This is a genomic window from Aminobacterium sp. UBA4987 (genome assembly GCF_002396985.1).
GTDB lineage: Bacteria > Synergistota > Synergistia > Synergistales > Aminobacteriaceae > Aminobacterium > Aminobacterium colombiense.
Genome location: NZ_DGZF01000014.1, coordinates 20,621 through 43,740, shown reverse-complemented (window position 1 = coordinate 43,740; position 23,120 = coordinate 20,621). Strand labels below are relative to the sequence as shown.

Here is a 23,120-nt window from a genome sequence, read left to right as displayed (position 1 = left end):
TTCTTGAAATGTCTTCTTTTATTTTATGCCCCACCGAGCCGCGTTTTCCCACGTAGGTATGCGCCAGACTTTACAGTGAAGTTCCCGCAGCTGTTCAGGGTCATTCAATAATTCCATTTTCTCTTTGGATGTGAGTTCCTCTGGTCCTTTCTCCAGCGCCTTTGCCTGGAGGTCTTCCCGTCGTTTGCGGATAGAAGGGGCTGCTATGCGATGGCGAAGAATCAGAGACGTATGGAGGTCAAGAACCTTTGGATCCACTACTGCCCGTACAAATCCCTTTTCCAGCGGAAGGGGAAGAGGAAAGTACGACGATGGCTTTTCCGCATTTTGGTCAATCTTACGGAGCTCCCTTGGTTCATCCGTTTCTTCCGGTGTGATGAGCAAACGGGCCTTCTGAGCCCTTAGCCCCATGGAAACACGGCTGGTCAGGGCCGAAATAGGGATGGATATGGCCATTGGTCCCAGGATAGGCGACATCCACCAGAAGAAAGAGGGATTGAAGATATACAGAATGCTTCCCCAAAGCAAAGCAACAAGAGTTTGATCAATGTGATATTGAAAAGCGTCATTCCAGGTGGTGCCTCGATCGGAACGGGTTTGTGTTCCCCAGCCTGTGGTCCGTCCAGCCAGAGTCATAATAACAAAACGGCTATGGAATGCCATGCGGATAGGAGCAAGAAGGGTAGAAGTAAGGGTCTCCAAAATCATACTGGCCCAGAGATGAAAAGTCCCTCCATAGAGGTGGGCTTTTTTCTCGTGAAAAACAATGTAGGCAACGCTGAGAAATTTAGGCAGAAAGAGAACTATAGCAGTGGAACCTAAGAGCGTAATAGCCCACTGGGGATACCAGACCGGCCATTGAGGAAAGAGGGACACCCCAGCTGAAGGGAAATATTTCGGTTCAATGATTACCTCTGCTACAGCCTCAATAGAGCTTAAGATCAAAAAGACAAGCCATAGCAGGGCAGAGCCGTATGACATGACGCCATTTATAAAAAGCGCTCTGTGAACGGGGAAGAAACCATGGGTAAAGATAAGCCTGAGGTGTTGCAAATTCCCCTGACACCAACGGCGGTCGCGTTTAAGTTCATCAAGCAGGGTGGGTGGTGTTTCCTCATAACTTCCTTTTAGGTCATAGGCGAGCCAGACGCCAAATCCTGCCCGGCGCATAAGAGCAGCTTCTACGAAGTCATGGCTCAAGATCTCTCCCCCCAAGGGCCCCTTTCCAGGTAACCGGGGGAGCTGGCAATGTTCCATAAATGGCACGACCCTTATGATAGCATTGTGTCCCCAGTACTGAGCATCGCCAAGAAGCCAGAAATGAAGTCCAGCGGCAAAGACAGGGCCATAGACCCTGTTGGCGAATTGTTGCACTCTAGAGATGAGGGAATGTCGTTTAACAGCAGAAGGCGGTGTTTGAAGTATCCCCACATTAGAATAAAGCTCCATGGCCTGTACCATTCGGACAAGAGTTTCTCCTGCCATGATACTATCGGCGTCGAAGACGATCATGTAGCGGTAGCTTTTTCCCCATCGTCGGCAAAAATCTGCTACATTGCCGCTTTTCCTTTTCACATTGCTCTTGCGGTGGCGGTAAAAAATCGAACCGAAGGCGTTTTCTTCACGGCAGACCTCATGCCATGCAGTTTCCTCATGAATCCAGATGTCCGGGTCTGTAGTATCGCTAAGAATGAAAATGCGGAACATGTGGTCGAGCTTTGTCTTTCTCAGTTCCTGAAGGGTTGTCCGCACTCCTGCCATGACCCGGTTTACATCTTCATTGTAAATGGGGACAAGAATGGCAGTAAGAGCGTCAGGGTCTTCGATAAAAAGGGATTTCCCCTTCAGTGCCTGTGAAAATGAAAAGGGGTCTTTCTGGCGGATTAATACAAAGAAACCGAGCATGGCTGTCCAGAATCCAATAGAAATCCAGGCGAAAAGAATGCCAAAGACCGTCACAAGAGCAGCTTCTACAAAAGTTGTCCCTTTATAAGGAAGAATCCCTGCCATGTATCGGGTTGCCATGATGGTGGGGAAAAGAATACAGGCTAAAAGCAAAATCCTTCTCCAGCTGGCGGCTCGAGTCCATTTTAATTCAACAGGCTTTGTGGTCATAATAGATGTGCCTCGTTTTTTAGTGGGATCGCGACGGGCCGAAAAGATTCCGGGCCCATCGCAGAATAAATTTGTTCAAGGCCGTGAGCCATGGAGTGCGATCGAAGTTTTTCGATACCATTGTGCCTCTGGTCATGGGGGGGACTGAAGAAATATGCTCCCCTTTCGCATTTCGCACGCCATGGTCGATCTTTTGTTTCACGATGCAGTTCTCAAGAGCATCCATAGCTCCCTCTATACTTGATGCCTCTGATTGCTTGAGGGCATCTAATGCTAATTCCAGCCCTTTAAAAGGCGGAAGATCCATGGCGCGTACATAAAGAAGAATGCGGTCTCTTACCACTTGCCAACTTTCCATTCAGTCTCTCACCCTTTCCTACCTAAGGCCTAAAATCATAGGTCCATATTTCAGTGAGGGGTTCAGGTATGTTTTCACCTTTTTTAAGGAAAGCTGTAAGTTTTACTATAGGTTTCCGGTCAGGAACGATACTCTTCAGCTTTTCTACAGGGATAGCTATTTTGAAGCTGAGCCTCCACCCTGTCGTTACAGGGTTTTTCAGAAGCTGCCGTTCTATAAGGGAGGCATCCCCTTCCACGGTGATATCGCTGGCCAAGCCGGTTTCGGCCAGTATGGCATTAAGCTCTTTGCCTTCGAAGTCAATAATAAAACGATAGACCCCTTCTTCTTTTTCTGCGACGAGGCGGGTATGGGCAGCTCGGGCAGGCTTGTTTTCATCCATGTGGGGAGTAAGCCATTTCATGCTGTAGGCGAAAGAGAGCTTCCCGTTGGGTTCGGGAACCCAATAGGCTACGATATTGTCGTTTATCTCGCTATCAGAAGGTATTTCAACAAGCTCCACATGCCCTTCCCCCCAATCGTTCTGGGGGGTAATCCACAAGCTTGGACGCTTTTCATAACGAGCTTCAAGGTCAAGATAGTGATCAAAATTCAAGTCTCTTTGCATCAGACCGAAGCCCTTTACGTCAACGTCTTTATACTGGCTTATGAGTAAGCGGGAGGGGTTTGCAAGAGGACGCCAAATCCATTTCCCTCCGTTGGTTTCTATTAAAAGGCCGTCAGAGTCATGCACCTCGGGTCTGAAATCCCCAGGCCGGCCATTTTCGGCTTCTCCATAGAAGAACATGCTTGTGAAAGGAGCGATACCTATTTTGTTAATATCCTTACGCTTGAAAATGTTGCATGTAACATCCATTCGCGTCTCTTCTCCCGGCGTGATGGTAAATTTATAGGCCCCTGTGCAGCTTGGGCTATCAAGCAGGGCGTAGACGATTAAGGTCGAAGAGCGGGATGTTGGTTTCACAAGCCAGAATTCCTTGAACCAGGGAAACTCTTCTCCGGTAGGAGAGGCAGTGTCAATAGCTATTCCCCTGGCAGAGAGGCCGTATTGCTGATTCTTTGCCACAGCTCTGAAGTAGCTGGCGCCAAGAAAAACGGCCACTTCATCAGCATAGCCTGGCCTGTTGATAGGAAAATGTATTCTAAAACCAGCGAACCCAAGATTTGAGGGGAGTTTTTTAAGATCTATTTGATTTTTACCGTAATCGAACAGATCTGTAGAAAAAGGAAACAGTTCAGCCTTTCCTTTATCTACGATATTAATTTGGATTGCCCGGTCATAAAACATGCCAAGATGGAAAAATTGAATGGAAAAAGGAAGTTTCTCCTCTTTCCAAAGGGTTTTTTCAGAGCGGAACCGAATATCGCGCCACTGGTCATAGTTTAATTCCATGAGGAGTTTAGGCACCGAGCCACTGGGATCTTCAAAAGGCCTTAAAGCTAGGTCTTCTGCCTTGTGGTTTACGAAGGCAAGCCCAACCTCTTCCTGAACGGCGCAAAAAAGAGGGATAGGAACTGTAAGAATATTGATGAGAAGGATCAGTGCTACGAGATATCTCTTTGGGTGAGACAAAAATCTCCTCAGGAACATGTAACGTCACCCCTTGTTCGGACTGTTATGGTGTTCGATCTCCTTCAACCTGTCTAAGATAAAGGGCATTTAATGCCATTTTGTTGATCAGAGAGTAAGTCATTTCTTTTTCTTCCTTCGACATGCCCTCTAGAATTTTGGACATTAAGTCCTCTAAAATTTGCTCAACGAATGGTATCACATTTTTACCCTGAAGAGTAAGAAAAACGAGATTCGCTCTACCATCAATTTTACTTCGTTTTCTTTGAATATATCCAAGGCGTTCCAGCTTTTTTAGAGATCTTGCTGTTGTTCCCTTGTCAAAACCCAGTTCATTGCTCAACTCTTCCTGTGTTTGCCCGTCATGGCGGCGCAGCATCAGCAAAAAAGAGTAATTACCACAGCCAAGACCGAGAGGTTGAAATGCCCGATCGAAAAGACATTGCATTTGTCTGTATAAACATGAGATCCACCGGCCGATATGGGGTTGCTGGGTCATTGGTTTTGTTCACCCCTTTCCATTTTGAGAGCTCCTAATTGTCGAGAAACAAGAGTTATCGTAACAAGAAAGGCAAGGGCGTCCGCAGTGGGGAAGGCTAGCCATATGCCCTTTAAATGGAAAAATCGCGGCAGAATAACCACGCAGGGAAGAAAGAAAATAACCTGTCTGGTCAAAGACAAAATAAGGGAAGCCCTGGCCTTTCCAAGGGCCTGGAACATGGACGAACCTGTAATTTGGAATCCCACAAGAAAGTAGGCCGTGATCACAATACGCAAAGAAGCACTTGCTTCTTTGATGAGAAGAAGATCTGTAGTGAAAAGCCTGACAACTTTTTCCGGGAAGAACATCCCGACCATAAAGGCACAAAAGGCAATGCATGATGCGGCTATAATTGCAAGGCGTGCGACATCTCGAGCGCGGTCGTACCGTCCTGCCCCATAGTTGAAGCCAAGTATGGGCTGTAATCCCTGGGAAACTCCCACAATGGGCAGAAAAGAAAAAGAGAGTGCCCGATGCAATATGCCATATACAGCTACTGAAATATCACTGCCGTAATGGATAAGGCTGTTATTGATAAAGACTATGATCATACTCCCTGAGGCCATGCGTACAAATTCCGCTGCCCCTACAGAGAGAATCTCTTTAATGTATTCCAATTGGGGTTGTCCATAGCGAAGGGCAAGTACAAGAAAGCTGTTTCCGGATAACAGAAAATAGTAACCCATCCAGCAGGCCATGGCTATCTGAGAGATCACGGTGGCTATGGCAGCCCCGCGAATGCCCATATTAAGCACAAAGATGAAGATAGGATCTAATATCATGTTCATGACAGCAGATATGATCATACTGATCATGGCAACCCTGGCATTGCCTTCTGACCGGGCCGCGTGGTTCAATGACATGCCAAATCCCACAAAGGGCAGGCCCATCAAAATGACCTGTAAATATTCTTCAGCGTAAGGAAGGATAGTAGGACTCGCGCCAAAAAGACGAAGGAGACGCTGTTGAGCAAGGGAACCCGTAATGAGAATGGTAATGCTGAATATTAACGAGAGAAAGACCATGTTTCCAAGAGCCCAGTTTGCTTTTTCATATTTTTTAGCCCCAAGGCTGCGGGAAATAATGGAAGCGCCTCCTACCCCAATGGTAACGGCAAGAGATGAGGCTAATAATTGAATGGGAAAAACAATAGTCGTTCCCGCAAGACCGAGAGGCCCCACACCCCGGCCTATAAAAATAGCATCGACTATATTGTAGGATGCCTGAACCAACATCCCTATAACTGCGGGGACGGAGAGCTGCCAAAGCAGCCGTCCCACCCGTTCTTTTGCAAGTAATTCACGCCGCTCCATACTCATCCCTCCATGTTTATAAAACGAGAGATTAGTATAGAAGATATTCGTTGCATATGCAACTATTTTTCGGTGTCTGCTGTATGTCCCTTTCGGTTGACCTTGAACGCGTACATCCTCGAATCTGCTACTTTGACGGTTTCTTCAAGGCTGTCTGCGTCAGAAGGACAATGGGCGATACCATAATCAGCGAAAATAGGTGAATTTGCCCCGGCAAACCTATGCTGCATAATGCGATTATAGAGGCGTTCCATAATCTTTTTTGCCTTTGTTAAGGGAAGATCTGCAAAATAGATGAGAAATTCGTCCCCCCCTGTGCGGGCTACGTAATCTGTCTGTCGTAACCCTTCTCTGAGTATAGCGGCTATTTGTACAAGGGCTCTGTCCCCTCTGGCATGACCATAGGTATCATTGATCTTTTTAAAATTGCCAAGGTCAATGACGGCGATGGAGGCGCTTCCTTGAGTATGCTGGATGCGGGCATCCTCCTCGTTAAGGCGCTTAATCATATACCGGCGGTTCCAAAGTTCTGTCAGTGGATCTATCATGGCATCCCGTTCAGTTTTTTTAACCATGGCGTTAAGGGCCATGTTGACCCTTTCGAGCTCGAGGGTCTTCTCTTTCAAGTGAACATGTATTTTCTGCCGGCGCTCGTATTCCACTATAAAAAGAAAGACCGCAACGGAAAGGATCAGAACGACAATGCCTAAAAGGGTTCTGAAGCGGTTTTTTATGGCCTCTTCACGCCATTCCAGTATAGAAGCAGGGATCATTGAAACAATCTTCCATTCATAATCACAGGCTCCCTGGCTAAGAGCCATGGAATCAAGGGGACCTATGGTGGCAAAGGTAAAAAGACCATCTGAAGATTTGACCTGCCCTTGTTTCTGGGAGTAAATAGTTTTCGCTTCCTCGGGGTAAAGGGTAAAGAAATTCCAGGTTCGGTTCTCTTGAGTCTGTATTTCTTTTTCTATTTTTTGATTCGAACTTTCCAGCCAGAAACCATCTTTGTTGAGAAGCATAATATTTCCCATGGCAGAAGAGGAATAAAGGGTATCTAACAGATCACGAGCCAGGTAGTTGATGATCAAAACACCGATCTTAGTATTGTTTTCTGCAAAAATAGGAGTTGCTATATGGAGCAGGGGTCTTAAGGAACCTTCCATCTCTTCATAGTTCAGATGAGGATTAAGAGGAGAAAGGTACACCTGGTTTCTTTCTAGTTTGATAAAGTGATTGAAGCAATGTTCCCCTGAGCTCTTATCCCCTTTATGCGGGGGCATAATGACAGAGCTTCCATCCCTTTTTTCAATATGGATGAACTCCTGTCCAAACATGTCGATAATGCGGATTTGGTCATAATAGACCTTGTTTTCGATGAAAGAGCGAAAAAAATTTTCAATATATCCTTGCTCATGAGGTGATAATACGCCGTCAACCCATACATAGCTTGCTACGTGGTTTAAAAAGAACAGATCGCTAAAGACGGTATCCATACGTTGGCGAGCAATTTCAAGGCGTGAGAGGCTGCTTTGGTATTCCAGACTCTCGAGCAGCTCCTGCTCTTGGGCGATTTCCATAGAATAGAAGCGCCCCATGAGCCATATCGTTGCCAGGAGAATAGGCAGTATCCATAGAGAGCGACGCAAGATGTTCCCTCTCATTTCTGTGGAGAGGTTGCTATTTGTATAATTGGGCAAAGGATCACACTCCTGAAAGGAAGAATATTGCTCTTTTAAGAAAATGATAAATTATTAAAAATAATACATGAAATTAAAAGGTATGTGAAGGGGGGTAATCTTTTTGCGGTTTGAATATATTTTATAAAAAAGGGGATCCCCCTGGTAGATGGAATCCCCTTGTATGTGTTCTTTATAACTTCATGTCGCCAGGGCGGATCTTTTTAACCTTCAGCAGAATAAGACAAAAAAGAGTGCTGAGGAGAGCAGGGAGTAGAAAGTGAAGGATCACGATTCCCACCCATCCAGAGCCTCCCATGGTTGCTATGGTTCCAAATTGTCCTACCAGTCCGCTTGTTCCCATTCCAGCGCCCACCTTATTGTTTTCCATTTTAAAGACCATAGTGGCTACTGGTCCGAGAATGGCGGAAGCAAGGGTGGGAGGAACCCATATCCATGGATTGCGGATAATGTTGGGAATTTGAAGCATGGATGTACCAAGCCCCTGGGAGATAAGTCCTCCCACACCATTATCCTTGTAGCTCTGGGCGGCAAACCCAATCATCTGACAGCAGCAGCCTACTGTGGCAGCTCCGGCCGCAAGGCCGTTGAGCCCTAGGGCTATGGCGAGAGCGGCACTGCTAATGGGAAGGGTAAGAATAATGCCCATGAGTACAGAAACAAGAATTCCCATAGGAAATGGATGGAGGCGCGTTGCCGTGTTGATGAGGGCTCCCAAAAAATTCATTCCCTGAGCAATCCATGGCCCGGTCAAATATCCCGCCAGCCCCCCGGCGAGGATTGTTGCGGCGGGGACAAGAACGATATCCACCTTCGTTTTCCCAGCGATGAGCTTGGCGACTTCTGCTCCCACAAGGCTCCCCACCAAGGCTCCCATGGGTTCTCCTATAGTTAGAATAGCCCCGTTGTCTGTAAAGTTGATAGATCCGGCCCCTATTGCTGCAGCAATTGAGGCAGCAAATACCCCCAATGGCGGTGATTTGACGCTAAGAGCGACGCCCGCCCCTATAGCCGGAGCCATAAGAAGTTGTGCTATTTTACCGAAGTGCTCAAGAATGGGAATAGAAAGAAAAGCGCCTAACTGCTTGAGGATAAGCCCGATAATGAGAGAAGCAAACAAACCCAGTGCCATTCCATTAAAAACATTGATAGCGTAGGAACGAAGATTTTTATTGCTCAACATGGAACAACTCCTTTACAAGTGTCTTGTCACTTGTAAAGGAGTATATAGGTTTTAACTCAATCCATCAAGTACCCTTTTTTCTTTAAAGCCACTATTATCTTTTGAAACGTTGCATCATTAGGTACTTCCAATGTGTGAAAATGGGCGCCTCTTGTCAGGATTGATAAAGGTTCCGCCTTTGTCTGAATAACCTTTTCAATGAACTCTTCCACGTCCTCATGGTTTCGGAGCATAAGGTTGCCTATTATCTCGCCATATACGGGATGTTCTACCATGACATCAATAACAGTGGCTCCATTATCCACCATAATATCAAGTTCTTCTTTCATCTCTTTGATTCCAGTATGATTGCACATAATTGATCTTAGTGAGGAGGGTTGGTGTGGTGAAAGCATCATATATCCTTGGGGCGTTGCTATAATGTTATGCCCTTCTGCCCGCAACAGGGCTATATCCTGAACAATCACCTGCCGGCTCACATTGAAGGTTTCCGCAAGCTCGTTTCCCTTCACTGCTGATTGACTTGTATTGAGAATGTTAGAAATTCTCTTTCTCCGTTCAGGTCCCTTCACTTTTTATTCCCCCCCTATGGGTCAACTCAGATATTATAGCCTATTGGCAACATTCTTCGCAGAAGGGGCTTTACAAAGAATGCGGAGGGTCTTAATGTGAATACATCAAGGGGGCGATTTAATTGTTCTGTGGATCGGAGCTCGCATCGTGGAGAAAGCGGATTATTCTTATACTCCTTACCTACTTTGCTATTTTTTCTTATTCTCATACTTTTTTCATGCTGCCGCCTTTTTTGAAAAAGGCCGGTCTGGAGCCTCAGCGCATTGGCTGGATCATCAGCGCTTTTTATCTTGCCGCTACACTATGCCGTCCCACTGCGGGGTGGTTTATAGATCGTTTCGGAATACGGAGAACCATGGTTGGGGCCTCGAGTATCTGCGTTGTTTCCGCCCTTTTGTTGGCTTTTACCGACCATACGCCTGGAATCCTCTATACTATTCGTCTTTTTATGGGAGGCGGTTTCAGTGTTTTTGTAGTCTCCACAACAACCTACCAATCCCTTGTCATTCCAGAGCGAATACGAGGTTCTGCCTTTGCTATTACAAGTATTGGGGGGGTAATGACAGCTTTTACCATTATTCCTCTGGCTGAACTTTTTATTAACCGGGGCTGGGACCTTCCCTATCTGCTCATGGCTTCCGCGGCATCCCTTTGGGCAATGTCCATGGCCTTTCTTCTCCCCCCTGTCCAGCAGGATTTTTCTTCGAACAAAACTCAAAAAACTTCTTATGCGGCTCTTTTCAAGGAAACGCCCATAAAATTTCTTCTGATTTCCTGTGTTTTCCTGGGACTTACGGATGCGTCCATTGCCTATGTATCAAGTCTTGCCATTGGCAGAGGTCTCAACCCATCAGTTTACATGGTGGCTATTTCCATCGGAGCGATCATTATCAGGCTCTTTGGCAGGGGGCTTTATGAGAGAGTACCGCGAACAGTCATAGCAGCTCCATCCTTTGGGGCCATGGGACTGGCCCTTTTTGGCGCTTCCTTTGCCACTTCGAATTTCATGATCGCCTTCTTTGGTTTCCTCTACGGCGCTGCAGTGGGGTACGGATACCCCACTCATCTTGCCCTTATTGGAGATATGATTCCTGAGCGATTCAGAGGGAGGGCATCATCCATGGTGTATTTCTCCATGGATATCAGCTGGACCCTCCTGCCGGTCTATATTGGATATGCATCAGCCTTGGCAGGAATTTCATGGGCGTTCAGGGGCTTTTCTCTCTTTGCTTTCGGGGCATCTGTCCTGGTTTACTTCTTCCTTTGGAAAAGGATCGGCCAGAAGAAGGGCATACATCTCCATTGATCTTCTGTCCCCGGCAATAACGCGGGCCGTTTCCATCATGTCTATATTATATTCTTCGTGCATGGGAAACTGATCCTGGGGCCGGCGGCATCTGGCCAGGGGCATGATGCAGTCCTCAGGCGGGCAGAGAGGACACTGAATGGGCAGTTTGAACATGACAGCCTGTGAAAAACGTTTTGAAAAAGCACCTTCAAGCTTTTTCATGGCCAGCCACATGGCTATTCTCCCCTTTCTTTCCACTTCTCGTTCTTCTCTTTTCAGCACTGGAAGGCCAATAAGGAACAGACGGCGGAATTTTTCTACAAAGAGCCGGCTTTCTTGCATGGATCTCTGGACTAAATAGCCGCTGCTCAGAGGACATGTGCGGTTTATGTTGTCAGGGCACCCGCCGCACCATTGTCGGGTTCTTTCATGAATAACCACATGATCCCTGTTTCCTTCTAAGATCCATAGCTCCATCTCTTCAGCGAGAGCCTTTTCTTCCCCGAAAAGAAAGAAGGGTTTTCCTTCGCCATGGAGGGGCATGGCCGGGGGCTCAAGCTTCAGCGCTTTTTGAACAACGGGCATAAGATCGGCGACATTGCAGCTGTAATAGAGAAAAGGGGCCTTCAACGCGGAACGCAAGGCTGCGACGTCATGAACATTAACAGCCGTTCCGCCTATAAGGACGGGAACAGATCGTTTAACGGCCCAGGATATAAGAAAATTCAGCTCATTTAAACATTCCTCTTCAGGACAGGAGAGGGCTAGAAGGCTAAAGGTTTTTCGAGAAAAGGCTTCTTCCAGGGTTTGGACAGAAATGTTTCCCCCTAGATCTATAAGGCAATACCCCTCTTCCCGCAGCTGCCTGGCAATAACATCTTTACCTATGGAGTTGCGGGAAGGAGCAACTGTTCCCAAACAAATTGTTACCATAGGGGTCCTCCAGCAAAAATCCAAATCCATGAAATAAGAAGAGATGTTAAAGTAACAGGGATGCCAATACGAGCGTGGTCCCTCCATGAAATAGCGAGTCCCAGATCCCTGGCCCCATTGATCACAATAATGTTGGCGATACTCCCTACGACGATGAGATTTCCTGCGAAGGTGCTGCTTAATGCCAGGATCGGTCCTGCCAGGGGGATCTTTGAGAGCGGAAGAAGCAGCATGACAGCGGGGACATTAGAAACCACATTGGAAAGGATGGCCGACATCCAGAAAAGCCAGCTTCCGTGCTGGAGGGAGATCCCTGCCATGTGCAGGCCCTTTTCTATGGCTGCGAGTCCTCCACTTTTTGCGAAAGCACCGTTTATAATAAAGAGACCTATGAACAGAACGATCAGTTGCCAGTCTACAAGGTTAAGGGCCTTGCGAGAGGCCATGGTACGGCTTGTTAACAGAATAGCCGCGGCACCTAGCGCTACCAGGTCACGGGGCAGAGGGGCGAAAAGAAAAATGACGACCACAACAGACAGAACAAAAATCCCCTTTGCAGTCTGCCAGCCCAGGAAAGGAAGGTCCACCTTCTGCGGCAGAGGAAGGGTTTCATGCCAATGTTGTCTATACAGAAAACAGACTATGCCCCAGAGAACGAAAAGAGATACAACCACTGGTATGAGGGCGAAAAGCATATAGGGTCCAAAGGGAAGAAGAAGGCTTTGACCGATAAGCATGTTTTGAGGATTGCCGATAAGGGTCAGTGCCGATCCTATATTTGCGGCACAGGCCAGGGAGAGTAAGAAAGGAAGAGGATTTAGCCCCTTCTTGATGCAGATTTCGCCTAAGACAGGGGTCATGGCAAGGCATATGATGTCATTGGAAAGAAGGGCGGAAAGAGCGCCTGAGACGATAATAACCACGGCCAAAAGCTTTTGAGGGGAACCGTCGAGGTTTGCTGCCCTTTGGGTTATTATTGTGTAAAACCCCCCTAGCCGTAATTGAGCGGAAATAATCATAAAGCCAAAAAGAAGCATTATTGTGGAGGTATCCACAGCCTGGAAAAGAATCTCTGTGGGGAAAGGACTCGCAATAAGCAATATAATGGTTCCAAGCAGCACGATGCCGGTTCGGTCGAGAGCCAATGTTGGAAATCGTCCGACGATCATGCCAAGATAGACGAGAATGAAAATAATATAAACAAGTCCCTTTCCTAGAAATATTGTTGTCATCATAAATAAAAGTCTAACAGAAGAAGGAGGGCAGTGGAATGGGCCTTCAGCGGGATTTTGCGTTTCTTCACTGTGCAGACCTGCACCTGGACAGTCCTTTTCGGGGGGTACGTTCTTATTCGCCGGCAATTGCGGGCATGCTGCAGGATGCGGTCTTTAAATCCTTTGAAAGAGTAGTTGACCTGGCACTGCGGGAGCGAGTGGATTTTGTGCTCCTTTCCGGAGATCTGTATGATAGCGCTGATAGAAGCCTCAGCGCCCAGCTTGCCCTTAGGCGGCAGCTTCTTCGTTTAAGCCAGGCTGGAATATTCGTGTATATGGTTCATGGGAACCACGACCCCCTTTCTGGAGATCGGGCAAAATTAAGTCTCCCGGAGAGGGTTTTCCAATTTAAGGGCGAGGTAGAGGTTTGTCCCTTATACGGAAAAAATGATACCCTTATCGGCCACATAGCAGGATATAGTTACCCCACTGGGGATGAAAGGGGCAATGTCGCCATTCAAATGGCAAAAGCCCTTGAAAGCAGGAAGGGATTTAATGTCGCCCTTCTTCACTGCAATGTAGGAGGCATGGAGGGCCATGAGAATTATGCCCCATGTTCTATTGAAGATCTTCGGGATTCTTCTGTGGATTACTGGGCTTTGGGGCATATCCATAGCCCCATGATTCTATCATGTGAAAATCCGCTAGTGGTCTACCCGGGAACAATTCAGGGGAGGAGCGTGAGGGAAACGGGCCCTCGCGGATGCTACCTTGTGACGGTATCGGCACAGGGCTCCATCTCTCCGATTTTCCATCCTACAGATAAAATTCGCTGGTGGGAAGAAACCCTTGATATTTCCTCTGTGGAGGAAGAGCAGGTTCTCATGGATGCCATCGAAAACCTTAGGGGAAAATACCGCAAGGAAGCGGAGGGCAGGGGCATTATGCTTCGGGTGACATTGACGGGAAATACGAGTCTTTATAGGCGATTAGGCCGGGATGGATTCATGGAAACCTTGATAGGGGAACTCAATAGGGAGGAAGAGGCCTTGTCCGACTTTGTATGGATTGAGGCCATACAGAATAAAACCCGCCCTGATTATTCCATAGAGAACCTTCGGAAGACCCAGACCTTTGTGGGGGATTTTCTCAGGGAGATGGATATCGTCCGATCTCAAATACGGGACAATGAAACACTTTTTGCCTTTATGGATGAGGGCTTGGGGAATGGGAGATGGAGGCGGGGCGACCTGGAGCCCTACCTGCAAACCCTGGAAAGGGAAGACATTGCTCAAATTCTTGAAAAGGCCGCTATAAAGGGATTGGACGGGCTGCTTAAGGGGGAGAATGACCCATGCGTTTCATAGAGTTCAAAATCCGTAGTTTTGGTCTCCTCGAGAACATGGAAGGACATTTTCCTGCAGGTCTGTCTCTTATCCTTGGAGATAATGAGAGCGGTAAGACAACCCTGATGAGCTTTTTGCGATATAGCCTCTTTGGGTGCCCTGACGGACGTTCCAACCGCAATCTATATGCCCCTCCCCACGGAGGAAAGCAAAAGGGAAGTTTAATTATTGAATCCCTCAAGGGCGAACGGTTTAGCCTGGTCATGAACGGCAGGAACTCAACTTTTTCAGGTGCGCGGAATGGAACCAGCCTTGAAGATCTTCTGGGATATGTGGATCGGGAAATGTATGAACGTATCTTTGCCGTAGGTCTCGAGGATATGCAAAAGATACGTCCTCTCAATGATCAGGGAATACAAAGTCGTTTTTTTTCTGCAGGCGCCGGACTGGGTACAGCATCTCTTCCCACATTCCTTGTTTCCCTTGCCAATCAGGAAAAGGCCCTTTACAGAATTCAGGGAGGGGCCAGGTCATCAGCGGAGATCAATGTTTTCCTAAAAAAAATACAGGAGACAAAAGAACAAATAAAACTTCTCCAGCAACAAAAAGACGAGTATCTGCAAAAGAAAGAAGAATTGGAAAAGACGGGTCATCAGATAGAATCGGCGCGAAAAAACTTAGAAGCCCTCCGTTACGATCTTTCCTTGATGGAGTGGGTTGAAAAGGCCAGGTCTCCCTGGGTGGAAATGACGGAAGCACAGAGAAAGCTCGAAGAGATTGGTGAAATTCTCTTTTTTCCAGACGAAGGCCTTCAGCGATTCAAAAAAATTCATGAGGAAGAAGGGGCTAGAGAAAGAGAACTTGAGGAACTGGTCTTCCAATGCCGAAACTTAGAAAAGCAGCTTCAGGCCTTTCATATCCCCTCTATTCAGAAGGTCCTTGAACAGAAAGGCGCCATTCGGGCACTGGCTCAGAATCGAAATCGCATCGAAAAAGAAGAAGAAATCATTCAGAATCTCAGTTTAGATATCCTGTCGATGAAACAGCGTCTTGACCGCGAGGTACGGGAAATCCATCAGTCATGGACTATTGATGACCTGGAATCCCTTGACCTGTCTTTTGGCGTTTCCCAAAAAGCAGGGGATTTAGAAAAGCAGAAAGAAGATTTTCGCAATCAGCACATCATACGTAATGAAACTTGTGAACAGGCCCAAAAAGCAAGAGACGAAGCAAGATCCCTGCTTAAAATGCGAAAAGAGCATGTTGAGAAGATGGAACGAAATGTCTCCCCACTGTCAGTTCAGACACTGAGAGAGAAGTGCGGATCGTTACGCCAATTTTTCACCCGTTGGCATCAGATTCAAAATCAGATAAAAGAAAATGAAATGAATCTTGACCTTTTCCGGCAGAAAAAAGAGCTGCAGTGGGGAGGGGCAGCAGCAGGAACTTTAGGTTTAGCTTTTCTGGGAGCGGGCTACAGGACAGGAGACATGTTTTTTTTGAAGACAGGGGTAACAGCCATAGCTGCAGGCTTAGGTTTTATAATCGTGGATTTTTTACAGAAAAGGAAGTTCTTCAATGAAAAAGAAGAGCTTCTTTGCCGCCTAAGAAAAAATCTTGCAGAAACAGAGGAAGAGCTTAGCCATGCAGTGGAAGGCCTGGCGATAGAATGCCCGAAGGATTATCTTGAGCTGGGGAAAGCGGAAATGCATATCGACGACTGTATTGACGGCATCCGTGAGTACGACCAGGCTCTTCTGTCCCAAAGGGATGCCGAGGAAGAACTGGGTCGCCGCCAAAGGAAACTCGAAGATTGCGAAAGCTCCCTCAACAGTATAAAAAAGCTTTTAGATCAAACTGATGCGGAGTGGAAAAGCTTTGTAGAGGAGAAAGGATTTTCCGCTTCATTGAAAGTAGAACATTGGACAGAATTTGAAAGCCTGGTCAAACAGCTTCGCGGCCAGCTTGCTCGGATAAGGGATATGGAAAAGCAGCTCTCCTCTTCTCAGGAGTATATATCAGCTAAGGAGGAGGAAATCCATTCTCTTTTCCGCTCACTGTCTTTGGGCTCATGGGACAAACTTAGCCTCGTTTCTCCTATCGATATTCTCACATCCCGCCTTGAAGAAGCAGAGGAGCAGTGGAATCAGATAACCATGATCCAACGAGAGAAAAAACGGAACGAGGAGATATACGAAAGAGCCCATAAGGCATGGAATGAAAGCAGAACGCTAAAAAAGGAATTGTTTGAGCAGGCGAAGGTTCACGATGAGCCGTCTTTTTTAGAGCTGGGTGAGAGATGGCAGCGCTGTAACGACCTGAAAAAGATCATTGAAAACCACTGGCTCTCTCTTCTTGCCATAGCTGGCGGAAGCGAGAATCTCACAAAAGTTTTGGAGGAGCTCCCTAAAAGAACACCGGCTGAGTCGCAAATCCTCATAGGTGAGAGTAAAGAGCAGGAGCAGCTTCTTTCCCAGCAACTGGAGGAACTGAATGAAGAGCGCGGTCATTTGAAAACCCGCATTGATGAACTGGAAAAAGACAAGGAATTAAGCGCATTGTTTTTAGAGCGGGAGAAGCTGGAAGAAGAGCTAAGGCTCGCCCTTAAGGAATGGCTCGCCGTGGTGGCATGCCGCTGCGTTCTCGAGCAGACCCGTCAAAAACATGAACAGGAGCGACAGCCTGAAGTCTTTAAAAAGGCGGGGGATTTCCTTGAACTTATGACAGAAGGACGGTACTCCCTTATCTCTACAGCATCGGAAGAGGGGGGTTTTTCAGTAGAGCTTGAAGAAAAGTCGGGGTTCCTTCGCAAAAAGGAAGATGTCTGGAGCAGCGGCCTCGCTGACCAGGTATATCTTTCTATCCGTCTGGCCCTGGCAGAGCTTTATGGAAAGAGAATGGAACCCCTTCCCCTCATACTCGATGATGTTTTTGTTCGCTTTGATGAGAGGCGCCAGATTGGAGCTGCCAGGGTTGTTCTTGATGTAGCGTCAAGAGGGCAGATCCTCCTCTTCTCGTGCAGAAGGGATATAGAAGATGTGTTTCTTGAGGCAAGGGATGGCATGGCGCATAAATTTTCAACATATGAGATGAAAAACGGCAAATTTTTTTCTGTCCAACCGTGAGCAGCGAGGGAAAAGGCCTCTTCTCAGAGGGTCGTTTCCCTCATCTGTTCTCTATACAGAAATATCATTTTTTACTAAAAGGTCGCCTAATTGCTCAAGTTTAGGCCTTGCGTCGTCTGCTTTAAGCTGTCCCAGCTGGAATACCAGGGCATCGATAATGGTTAGGAGCGTTACTGTAGAGTAGTGATTCGTGTTCTGCGGGGCGAGTAGCACGGCAGAAGCCAGCGGTGCCGCGACATTCGAAAGATTGTTAGTTATCAATATAACGGGTATTGAGCGGTTGCGGACATATTTTACGGCATTAATAGTTCGTTTCGTATAGTGAGGACTCCCGGCCATTAAGGCGATAAATACGTCATCTTCAGTCATGTCATAAAGTTCGTCAAAAAGATTGTCTGACCCGGAACCGTCGGCAAGATAAATATCTTTAAACAATTGGTGCAAAAGGGCGTGAAGGTACACTGCAAGCCCCCGAGTTGAACGAAGTCCCAGAATGTAGATTCTGGAAGCATTTTGAAGGATTTGGATTGCTCGAGGAAAACTTTCGGCCAAATGCTGACTGTAGAGTGTCTGTAAGCTTTGAATGTTTTCTTTAATAACGTGATCGAGAACGTTTAAACCGGAGTCTCCAGCTATGTTTTTCCGCAAACGATCGAGAGGAGGCGGAGTTGTAGAGGTAAGAACATGCTGAATCTCTTCTTTCATCTCCGTATAGCTTTTAAAACCGAGGCTTCCCGCAGTCCGTATCACAGTGGCATTACTTGTTTTTGTGGCCAGGGCTACTTCTTCCGCTTTCATAAAGGCTGCTTGTTGGTAATGGGCGAGGATATAATCGCAAACGTTTTTTTGTTGTGAGGGCAACTTCAGGCTCGTTTCTCTCATATGTTCAAAGAGGTCTTTTTCACTGCTTTTTTTTTCTATAGAAACATCCTGTTTTCTATTGTGCATTCTGTCCCTCCTTTCTAGAAGGCATAATGTATACATTTACACATTCTCTGTATCCTCAGTTGACATTCTCTCCCCTTAAAATTATAGTGAGTATATTCTGAAATTCAATATATCACTTTTAAAATCTTTGATATCCATAAATATCAAAAGATAGATAAGTCCCTATAGGTGGAAAAAACTGCTCAAAGTTCCGTTGGTCAATCGAAGGGCAAGGGTTTTGTCTCTGTAATTTTAGGAGTTTATTAATCCATACTCTAATGAAGGGGGAAAAAGCATGCGAAAATATGCAAGAGGTTTTGGGGTTTTTCTAACACTCGTTCTGGTTTTAGGGATTTCTGTATCTGCTATGGCGGTAGAGCGCTACTCTTTCGCTACAGGAGGAACGGCGGGGACTTATTATCCTATCGGTTCGGCAATTGCATCCATCATCACAAAATATGTACCCGGCATTGAAGTTACAGCAGAGTCAACCGGCGCTTCCGTGGCGAACCTGAAAATGATCCGAGAAGGTAAGGTAGAGCTTATGATGGGCGCTTCAAACACCAGTTTTGGAGGATACAGCGGCCAGCCTCCATTTGAAAATGAGCCCGTGGAGAATATTCGCGGCATCGCCTGTCTTTATCCTGAAATTTTCCAGTTTGTCGTATTAAAGGGATCTAATCTGAAAACCGCCAAGGATCTTGTCGGCAAGAAGGTTGCCGTTGGGGCCCCTGGAAGCGGTACGGAACGGACAGCAAAAATGGTTCTTGAAGCCCATGGACTGGATTACGACAAATTCTCTCCCCAGTTCCTCAACTTTGGCGAAGCCATTACAGCCCTGAAAGACCGCCTTATCGATTGTGCGGTAATAGGTTCAGGCATTCCCACATCTGCGGTTGTCGATGCTTCCACAACCCTTGACATTCAGCTTCTTACCCTTGATGCAGACATAATGAATGAATTTTTGAAAGAGCGTTCCTATCTCGCAATGATCAATATCCCTGCAGGGACGTACCGTGGTGTCGATAAGGACGTTGAGGCTGTAGCAAGCCCCGCACTGCTTGTCGCTCGCGAGGACCTTCCTGAAGATGCTATCTATCAGATTACAAAGGCTTTCTTCGACCATCTCGATGTCGTTGCAGACTCTCACGTTCAGGGTAAAATGATCAGTTTTGAAACTGCACTGAGCGCTATGTCTATTCCTCTTCATGCCGGTGCCGCAAAATATTATGAAGAAAAAGGCGTAGATGTAAGCAAGTGGGTTGTTAAATAAGCAGGAAAGCAGTTATTAGAGAGGGGTATGCCCTTGTACCCCTCTCTTCTTAATTGAGGATGGCAAAAATGAGAAAGAGGGTTTTAGCAAGTCTCTTTTTTTCAGGCGCAATAGTAATTTTATATTTTCTCTTCTTTTATCCCATTCTTGTGCTGAATGTAAAAAATTACAAAACAGGTCATATATTGTATCGACATAAAATACTGGCGGGCTATTCCTTCGCCACCTGTATTCGGCATTCGGTTCATTTGACACCTGTATATGAATATTACAGAGTTGACGGGAGTGGCAGCATGCTGGTGGTGGAAACAAGGCTCCAGGATCTGGGATGGGGTGTTCCTTCCACTTGTGACCAGGCGGTTCGTTTTGAAAACGGTTATATGGTTATTCAAGGGCTCAATATACCTCTGGATCTAGTACCTTTCAGGGTTAGCTATATAGCTGAACCACGCCTGCTTTTAGATGGCGGCTCGCGGGAAATTGATTTGAAGCTTTATTTTGACGATATGGAGCGCATGGACGTATTGGTCGAAAAAATATCGTATTTTCAGTACTTAAGACGAGGTGAGTCCGATGTTTTTCAAGAAAAAAAGACAGGAAGAACTTACTCCTGAAGAAAAACTTAAAGAGCTCAATGAAAAGTTTGAAAGAAAGAGGAATCTGACAGGTATTTCCGCCAGAATTTGCAGCATTCTGGCCATATGCATGTCTTTATATCATATGTATTCATCTGGAGTGCATATGCTTCCTCAGTTTCAGCATAGAGCCATACACCTGGCCTTTGCCCTTGCTCTGACATTCTTTATTTTCCCGGCAACGAACAAACAGAAAGAAAAGCTTCCTCTATGGGATATTGGGGCAATCATTTTTTCCCTGGGGGTGGGGGTTTACCTTACCCTGGACTATATGAATATTGTTTTTCGAATGGGGGATCCCGCAACAAGGGATATTATCATAGGAGCCATTATGATCTTTATAGTACTGGAGGCAACCCGACGAACTATGGGTTGGCCTCTTGTTATTGTTGCAGTGAGCTTCCTTCTCTATGCCTTTTTTGGACACCTTATTCCCGGAACCCTTGGCCACAGGCAATATGAAGTAGCGCGAATTATAGAGCATATGTTCTTGACAAGTGAAGGAATATATGGGGTAGCTATTTATGTAACGGCTACATTCGTGTTCATATTTATCCTTCTTGGCTCTTTTCTTACTGAGACCGGCGGGGCCCAGGCTTTTATTGACCTGGCCTTCTCCATTACCGGACGGTATCGCGGTGGTCCTGCTAAAGCTGCGGTTGTTGCAAGCGGCCTTATGGGAACTATATCGGGAAGCTCTTTTGCCAATGTGGCGGGAACAGGAACTTTTACGATTCCACTCATGAAAAGTGTAGGGTATAAGCCTGAGTTTGCTGGCGGAGTGGAGGCTTCCGCTTCCACGGGCGGTCAGATTATGCCGCCCATTATGGGAGCCGCGGCTTTCGTAATGGCAGAAATGACAGGAGTTCCTTATGGAAAGTTGATTATCCACGCAGCTATACCAGCCATTTTGTATTATGTTGCTGTTTTTATTATGGTTGACATGGAAGCGGCCAAGCTCAAGCTTTATGGAATGAAAAAGAGTGAACTTCCTGTTTTTTCAAAAGTATTCAAAGATGGTGCCTTTTTACTTCTGGCCCCCCTAAGTATTGTTTATATGCTTTTAGCAGGGTACTCGCCAATAAAGGCTTCTGTTACAGCTGTTCTGATCGTTATTATTACGAGCTCTTTTAGAAAGGCTACGCGGCTTTCATTTAAGTCCTTTTTGAGAGCGTTGGATCTGGGGGCGAGGGGTGCCCTGAGCGTAATCGCGGCATGTGCCGTGGCAGGTCTCATTGTAGGAACGGTAACATTGACAGGGCTGGGGCTCAAGTTTGCCGATTTCATTATCGTTTTGTCTGGAGGAAATCTCTATTTAGCTTTATTCCTCACCATGATCGCTTCTCTTATTATGGGTATGGGTATGCCTACCACGGCTCTTTATATTATTTTGGGATCCATGGTAGCGCCAGCCCTTGTAAAGCTGAATATATCTGTTGTTGCCGCTCACCTCTTTATTTTCTATTTTGGTTGTATGGCATCTGTCACCCCTCCTGTGGCTCTCAGTTCCTATCTGGCTGCGGCTATTGCCAGAGCAGATTCTGTCAAAACGGCCTTGCAAGGGCTTAAACTTTCTTCCTCTGCATTTATACTGCCCTTTGTTTTTGCTCTGTCACCCCGCATTTTGCTTCTGGATACCACTGTCGGGGCTGCCATAATAGCTACTATTACCGCAACTTTAGGTGTTATGGCCCTGTCTGCCTGTCTGGAAGGATATTTCATAGGAACCCTTCCTCTCCTTATGAGAGCTGTTGCGGGAGTTGCAGCTATTTTCCTTATTGATCCAGGCTGGAGAGGTGATATTATCGGTCTGATTCTTCTTTCTGCAATTATTCTTCTCCAGGTCAATGCCCGCAAGAAAAAGCGGGATCTAAAAGGTGAGGTGGATCCACTTGAATAGAGTTGCTGTCCTCGGAGCCGGAAACGGCGGATTAAGTATGGGGGCTTTTTTATCACTAAACGGATGTAGCGTACAGCTTTTTGATAAATTCCCAGCGGCGATCGAGCAAATCAGAGAAGCTGGCGGGGTTACCCTCAAAGGGGTTTCCCGTACCGGTTTTGCTAAGTTTGACATGATAACCACAAATGTAGTAGAAGCCATAGAGGGTTGCCGTATGATCCTTGTGGTCACTCCGGCCTTTGCCCACAGGGAACTGGCAGAGACGATGGCCCCCTATCTTGATAGGGGGCAGAAAATAGTTTTGAACCCGGGGCGGACTGCCGGAGCCATAGAGTTTCATATGAGAGCGAAGGCTATCAATCCCAAAGCAGATTTTGTAGTGGCAGAGGCTCAGTCCCTCATTTACGCCTGCCGTAAAACGGGACCTGCCGAAGTCACTATTTTCAAGGTTAAAAATGAAATGGCTTTGGCTGCTCTTCCCGCAACGAGAACAGAAGAAGTACTTCAGGAACTGAAGCCTTTCTACCCTCAGTTCATTGCGGCAGAAAATGTTCTCGAGACAAGTCTGCTTAATATTGGGGCTATTTTTCATCCTACCCCTGCCTTGCTCAACATCGCAAGAATAGAAAACAAAGAACTTTTTGAATATTATATGGATGGCATCACCCCTTGTGTAAGCAACGTTTTAGAGCGGATCGACGCAGAGCGGGTGGCTGTTGCGAAAGCTTTTGGCGTAAAGACTATGACATGTATTGAATGGCTTGAGGATGTCTACGGGTCTCCCCATACAGACAGTGATTCTATTTATGAAGCCGTACAGAAACAGGATGGCTATCGCGGCATCGAAGCTCCTCAAAATCCTTTTGCCAGGTACATTTCTGAGGATGTCCCCATGAGCCTGGTTCCCCTGGCAGAGTTTGGGCGCATTACCGGCGTTCCTACCCCCACCATGAACTTGATGATTGACCTTGCCAACCTGATCCATCAGAAGGATTATAGGGCAGAAGGAAGGACTCTCGCACGTTTGGGGCTAGAGGGGGTTTTTCTTGATGATTTGAAAAAGTTTGTCGCAACCGGTACGCCGCTGCCATAAAGAGAGAGTGAATATAGGGGGAAGGAGCATTTT

Annotated in this window: 18 protein-coding genes; 7 read left to right on the top strand and 11 right to left on the bottom strand. The window is 46.6% G+C overall.

All coding sequences use genetic code 11. From position 1 onward, the window contains the following. Nucleotides 1-18 precede the first annotated feature (18 nt). The 8 genes from mdoH to B2U56_RS09610 all read right to left on the bottom strand — a co-directional run bounded on the left by mdoH (nucleotide 19) and on the right by B2U56_RS09610 (nucleotide 9,352). The gene (gene mdoH, locus B2U56_RS09645) at nucleotides 19-2,115 is read right to left on the bottom strand and encodes a glucans biosynthesis glucosyltransferase MdoH (protein ID WP_286953654.1); all 2,097 of its coding nucleotides are present in this window, start codon (nucleotides 2,113-2,115) and stop codon (nucleotides 19-21) included. Between the two features lie 19 nt (nucleotides 2,116-2,134). After that, nucleotides 2,135-2,473, bottom strand: coding sequence for a hypothetical protein (locus B2U56_RS09640; RefSeq protein ID WP_286953653.1), 339 nt, complete (start codon nucleotides 2,471-2,473; stop codon nucleotides 2,135-2,137). A gap of 22 nt (nucleotides 2,474-2,495) precedes the next feature. After that, a complete protein-coding gene (locus B2U56_RS09635) occupies nucleotides 2,496-4,064 on the bottom strand; it encodes a glucan biosynthesis protein G (RefSeq protein WP_286953651.1) in 1,569 nt (522 codons plus the stop codon). A 25-nt stretch (nucleotides 4,065-4,089) separates the two neighbouring features. Beyond that, the gene (locus tag B2U56_RS09630) at nucleotides 4,090-4,542 is read right to left on the bottom strand and encodes a MarR family winged helix-turn-helix transcriptional regulator (protein ID WP_286953649.1); all 453 of its coding nucleotides are present in this window, start codon (nucleotides 4,540-4,542) and stop codon (nucleotides 4,090-4,092) included. After that, a complete protein-coding gene (locus B2U56_RS09625; protein ID WP_286953647.1) occupies nucleotides 4,539-5,897 on the bottom strand; it encodes an MATE family efflux transporter in 1,359 nt (452 codons plus the stop codon). The genes B2U56_RS09630 and B2U56_RS09625 overlap by 4 nt, the downstream gene beginning before the upstream one ends. 62 nt (nucleotides 5,898-5,959) lie before the next feature. Then, complete coding sequence (locus B2U56_RS09620) at nucleotides 5,960-7,597, bottom strand: sensor domain-containing diguanylate cyclase (RefSeq protein ID WP_286953646.1); 1,638 nt, start codon at nucleotides 7,595-7,597, stop codon at nucleotides 5,960-5,962. Nucleotides 7,598-7,769: 172 nt separating this feature from the next. Continuing rightward, nucleotides 7,770-8,780, bottom strand: coding sequence for a PTS transporter subunit IIC (locus B2U56_RS09615; RefSeq protein WP_286953644.1), 1,011 nt, complete (start codon nucleotides 8,778-8,780; stop codon nucleotides 7,770-7,772). Between the two features lie 56 nt (nucleotides 8,781-8,836). Beyond that, entirely contained in the window at nucleotides 8,837-9,352 is a 516-nt protein-coding gene (locus B2U56_RS09610) for a transcription repressor NadR (RefSeq protein WP_213700677.1), read from the bottom strand. A 122-nt stretch (nucleotides 9,353-9,474) separates the two neighbouring features. On the opposite strand from B2U56_RS09610, the gene B2U56_RS09605 reads away from it, so the two are divergent. Then, complete coding sequence (locus B2U56_RS09605) at nucleotides 9,475-10,659, top strand: MFS transporter (RefSeq protein WP_273015693.1); 1,185 nt, start codon at nucleotides 9,475-9,477, stop codon at nucleotides 10,657-10,659. On the opposite strand, the gene B2U56_RS09600 is transcribed toward B2U56_RS09605, so the two are convergent. Further along, a complete protein-coding gene (locus B2U56_RS09600; protein WP_286953642.1) occupies nucleotides 10,552-11,574 on the bottom strand; it encodes a DUF2284 domain-containing protein in 1,023 nt (340 codons plus the stop codon). The two genes, B2U56_RS09605 and B2U56_RS09600, sit on opposite strands and share 108 nt — an antisense overlap. Beyond that, nucleotides 11,568-12,809: an SLC13 family permease gene (locus tag B2U56_RS09595; protein ID WP_286953640.1), complete on the bottom strand. Its 1,242-nt coding sequence runs from the start codon at nucleotides 12,807-12,809 to the stop codon at nucleotides 11,568-11,570. The genes B2U56_RS09600 and B2U56_RS09595 overlap by 7 nt, the downstream gene beginning before the upstream one ends. 35 nt (nucleotides 12,810-12,844) lie before the next feature. Here B2U56_RS09595 and B2U56_RS09590 point away from each other — a divergent pair, with 35 nt between their 5' ends. Continuing rightward, nucleotides 12,845-14,155, top strand: a complete 1,311-nt coding sequence (locus tag B2U56_RS09590) for a metallophosphoesterase family protein (RefSeq protein WP_286953639.1) — start codon at nucleotides 12,845-12,847, stop codon at nucleotides 14,153-14,155. After that, a complete protein-coding gene (locus B2U56_RS09585; RefSeq protein WP_286953638.1) occupies nucleotides 14,143-17,259 on the top strand; it encodes an ATP-binding protein in 3,117 nt (1,038 codons plus the stop codon). The genes B2U56_RS09590 and B2U56_RS09585 overlap by 13 nt, the downstream gene beginning before the upstream one ends. Nucleotides 17,260-17,310: 51 nt before the next feature. On the opposite strand, the gene B2U56_RS09580 is transcribed toward B2U56_RS09585, so the two are convergent. Further along, on the bottom strand, nucleotides 17,311-18,207 hold the full coding sequence (locus B2U56_RS09580; RefSeq protein ID WP_286953636.1) for a MurR/RpiR family transcriptional regulator: 897 nt from the start codon (nucleotides 18,205-18,207) through the stop codon (nucleotides 17,311-17,313). Between the two features lie 274 nt (nucleotides 18,208-18,481). Here B2U56_RS09580 and B2U56_RS09575 point away from each other — a divergent pair, with 274 nt between their 5' ends. From B2U56_RS09575 to B2U56_RS09560, 4 genes are all read left to right on the top strand, one after another. Further along, a complete protein-coding gene (locus B2U56_RS09575; protein ID WP_286953635.1) occupies nucleotides 18,482-19,459 on the top strand; it encodes a TAXI family TRAP transporter solute-binding subunit in 978 nt (325 codons plus the stop codon). A 68-nt stretch (nucleotides 19,460-19,527) separates the two neighbouring features. Further along, nucleotides 19,528-20,073: a DUF1850 domain-containing protein gene (locus B2U56_RS09570; protein WP_286953633.1), complete on the top strand. Its 546-nt coding sequence runs from the start codon at nucleotides 19,528-19,530 to the stop codon at nucleotides 20,071-20,073. Next, complete coding sequence (locus tag B2U56_RS09565) at nucleotides 20,033-21,994, top strand: TRAP transporter permease (RefSeq protein ID WP_286953632.1); 1,962 nt, start codon at nucleotides 20,033-20,035, stop codon at nucleotides 21,992-21,994. Before B2U56_RS09570 ends, B2U56_RS09565 begins: the two co-directional genes overlap by 41 nt. Further along, nucleotides 21,987-23,087 (top strand): NAD/NADP-dependent octopine/nopaline dehydrogenase family protein, encoded by a 1,101-nt coding sequence (locus B2U56_RS09560; protein ID WP_286953631.1) that lies wholly within the window; start codon nucleotides 21,987-21,989, stop codon nucleotides 23,085-23,087. The genes B2U56_RS09565 and B2U56_RS09560 overlap by 8 nt, the downstream gene beginning before the upstream one ends. Nucleotides 23,088-23,120: the final 33 nt, after the last annotated feature.

Bases quoted from the DNA above. Each gene is read 5' to 3' on its own strand.
- B2U56_RS09615 (WP_286953644.1), bottom strand. From the start codon at position 8,780: ATGTTGAGCAATAAAAATCTTCGTTCCTACGCTATCAATGTTTTTAAT.
- mdoH (WP_286953654.1), bottom strand. From the start codon at position 2,115: ATGACCACAAAGCCTGTTGAATTAAAATGGACTCGAGCCGCCAGCTGG.
- B2U56_RS09575 (WP_286953635.1), top strand. From the start codon at position 18,482: ATGCGAAAATATGCAAGAGGTTTTGGGGTTTTTCTAACACTCGTTCTG.
- B2U56_RS09565 (WP_286953632.1), top strand. From the start codon at position 20,033: ATGTTTTTCAAGAAAAAAAGACAGGAAGAACTTACTCCTGAAGAAAAA.
- B2U56_RS09590 (WP_286953639.1), top strand. From the start codon at position 12,845: ATGGGCCTTCAGCGGGATTTTGCGTTTCTTCACTGTGCAGACCTGCAC.
- B2U56_RS09630 (WP_286953649.1), bottom strand. From the start codon at position 4,542: ATGACCCAGCAACCCCATATCGGCCGGTGGATCTCATGTTTATACAGA.
- B2U56_RS09635 (WP_286953651.1), bottom strand. From the start codon at position 4,064: ATGTTCCTGAGGAGATTTTTGTCTCACCCAAAGAGATATCTCGTAGCA.
- B2U56_RS09580 (WP_286953636.1), bottom strand. From the start codon at position 18,207: ATGCACAATAGAAAACAGGATGTTTCTATAGAAAAAAAAAGCAGTGAA.
- B2U56_RS09585 (WP_286953638.1), top strand. From the start codon at position 14,143: ATGCGTTTCATAGAGTTCAAAATCCGTAGTTTTGGTCTCCTCGAGAAC.
- B2U56_RS09595 (WP_286953640.1), bottom strand. From the start codon at position 12,809: ATGATGACAACAATATTTCTAGGAAAGGGACTTGTTTATATTATTTTC.
- B2U56_RS09640 (WP_286953653.1), bottom strand. From the start codon at position 2,473: ATGGAAAGTTGGCAAGTGGTAAGAGACCGCATTCTTCTTTATGTACGC.
- B2U56_RS09600 (WP_286953642.1), bottom strand. From the start codon at position 11,574: ATGGTAACAATTTGTTTGGGAACAGTTGCTCCTTCCCGCAACTCCATA.
- B2U56_RS09625 (WP_286953647.1), bottom strand. From the start codon at position 5,897: ATGGAGCGGCGTGAATTACTTGCAAAAGAACGGGTGGGACGGCTGCTT.
- B2U56_RS09570 (WP_286953633.1), top strand. From the start codon at position 19,528: ATGAGAAAGAGGGTTTTAGCAAGTCTCTTTTTTTCAGGCGCAATAGTA.